At 43.9% G+C, this 1,878-nt stretch carries 2 protein-coding genes and 1 pseudogene; all 3 read left to right on the top strand.

Going from position 1 to position 1,878, the window contains the following annotated elements; all coding sequences use genetic code 11:
• A pseudogene (locus HMPREF0321_RS15475) lies at positions 1 to 548 on the top strand (protein rexA); the annotation flags it as partial.
• A 15-nt stretch (positions 549 to 563) separates the two neighbouring features.
• Positions 564 to 998 (top strand): protein rexB, encoded by a 435-nt coding sequence (locus HMPREF0321_RS15470; RefSeq protein ID WP_001245922.1) that lies wholly within the window; start codon positions 564 to 566, stop codon positions 996 to 998.
• A 386-nt stretch (positions 999 to 1,384) separates the two neighbouring features.
• Positions 1,385 to 1,786 (top strand): antitermination protein N, encoded by a 402-nt coding sequence (locus HMPREF0321_RS15460; protein ID WP_000336615.1) that lies wholly within the window; start codon positions 1,385 to 1,387, stop codon positions 1,784 to 1,786.
• Positions 1,787 to 1,878: the final 92 nt, after the last annotated feature.

The raw sequence follows: 1,878 nt of genomic DNA, 5'->3' as shown, positions 1-1,878 counted from the left end.
GCGACACCATTGGTTTTGCCAGAACTGTTTTCGGGCCGACCACATCCGATCTGACAGATTTTTTAATCGGGAAAGGAATGTCATTAAGCAGTGGAGAGCGCGTTCAGATAGAGCCACTGATGAGGGGAACCACCAAAGACGATGTTATGCATATGCATTTCATCGGCCGAACAACGGTGAAGGTAGAAGCCAAGCTACCTGTATTTGGCGATATATTAAAGGTCTTAGGGGCAACAGATATTGAAGGGGAGCTTTTTGACTCATTGGATATAGTCATTAAGCCAAAATTTAAAAGGGATATAAAAAAGGTTGCCAAGGATATTATTTTTAACCCGTCACCTCAATTTTCAGACATTAGCCTGCGGGCAAAAGATGAGGCCGGAGATATTTTAACAGAACATTATCTATCAGAAAAAGGCCATCTCTCAGCGCCTCTGAACAAGGTCACCAATGCTGAGATAGCTGAAGAGATGGCATATTGCTACGCAAGAATGAAAAGTGATATACTGGAATGTTTTAAAAGGCAGGTGGGCAAAGTTAAGGATTAATTATCAGGAGTAATTATGCGGAACAGAATCATGCCTGGTGTTTACATAGTAATAATTCCTTACGTTATCGTAAGCATTTGCTATCTCCTTTTCCGCCACTACATTCCTGGTGTTTCTTTTTCAGCTCATAGAGATGGTCTTGGGGCGACATTGTCATCATATGCAGGAACCATGATTGCAATCCTGATTGCTGCCTTGACGTTTCTAATCGGAAGCAGAACGCGCCGACTGGCCAAGATTAGAGAGTATGGGTATATGACATCGGTAGTTATTGTCTATGCCCTTAGTTTTGTTGAGCTTGGAGCTTTGTTTTTCTGCGGGTTATTGCTTCTTTCCAGCATAAGCGGCTACATGATACCCACTATCGCCATCGGCATTGCCTCTGCATCGTTCATTCATATATGCATCCTTGTTTTCCAACTATATAATTTGACCAGAGAACAAGAATAACCCGGCCTCAGCGCCGGGTTTTCTTTGCCTCACGATCGCCCCCAAAACACATAACCAATTGTATTTATTGAAAAATAAATAGATACAACTCACTAAACATAGCAATTCAGATCTCTCACCTACCAAACAATGCCCCCCTGCAAAAAATAAATTCATATAAAAAACATACAGATAACCATCTGCGGTGATAAATTATCTCTGGCGGTGTTGACATAAATACCACTGGCGGTGATACTGAGCACATCAGCAGGACGCACTGACCACCATGAAGGTGACGCTCTTAAAAATTAAGCCCTGAAGAAGGGCAGCATTCAAAGCAGAAGGCTTTGGGGTGTGTGATACGAAACGAAGCATTGGCCGTAAGTGCGATTCCGGATTAGCTGCCAATGTGCCAATCGCGGGGGGTTTTCGTTCAGGACTACAACTGCCACACACCACCAAAGCTAACTGACAGGAGAATCCAGATGGATGCACAAACACGCCGCCGCGAACGTCGCGCAGAGAAACAGGCTCAATGGAAAGCAGCAAATCCCCTGTTGGTTGGGGTAAGCGCAAAACCAGTTAACCGCCCTATTCTGTCGCTGAATCGCAAACCGAAATCACGAGTAGAAAGCGCACTAAATCCGATAGACCTTACAGTGCTGGCTGAATACCACAAACAGATTGAAAGCAACCTGCAACGTATTGAGCGCAAGAATCAGCGCACATGGTACAGCAAGCCTGGCGAACGCGGCATAACATGCAGTGGACGCCAGAAAATTAAGGGAAAATCGATTCCTCTTATCTAGTTACTTAGATATTGGCCTTGGCTTTATCTCAATATTATATGGATCATAGCTGGCAACTAATTCAGTCCAGTAAATATCCTCAATAGGGAATA

Origin of the sequence: Dermacoccus sp. Ellin185 (assembly GCF_000152185.1) — a bacterium.
Lineage (GTDB): Bacteria > Actinomycetota > Actinomycetes > Actinomycetales > Dermatophilaceae > Dermacoccus > Dermacoccus nishinomiyaensis.
This window is presented reverse-complemented; position numbering and strand designations above follow the sequence as displayed.

Coding starts and splice junctions, on each gene's coding strand:
- HMPREF0321_RS15470 (WP_001245922.1), top strand. CDS start 564: ATGCGGAACAGAATCATGCCTGGTGTTTACATAGTAATAATTCCTTAC.
- HMPREF0321_RS15460 (WP_000336615.1), top strand. CDS start 1,385: ATGTGCCAATCGCGGGGGGTTTTCGTTCAGGACTACAACTGCCACACA.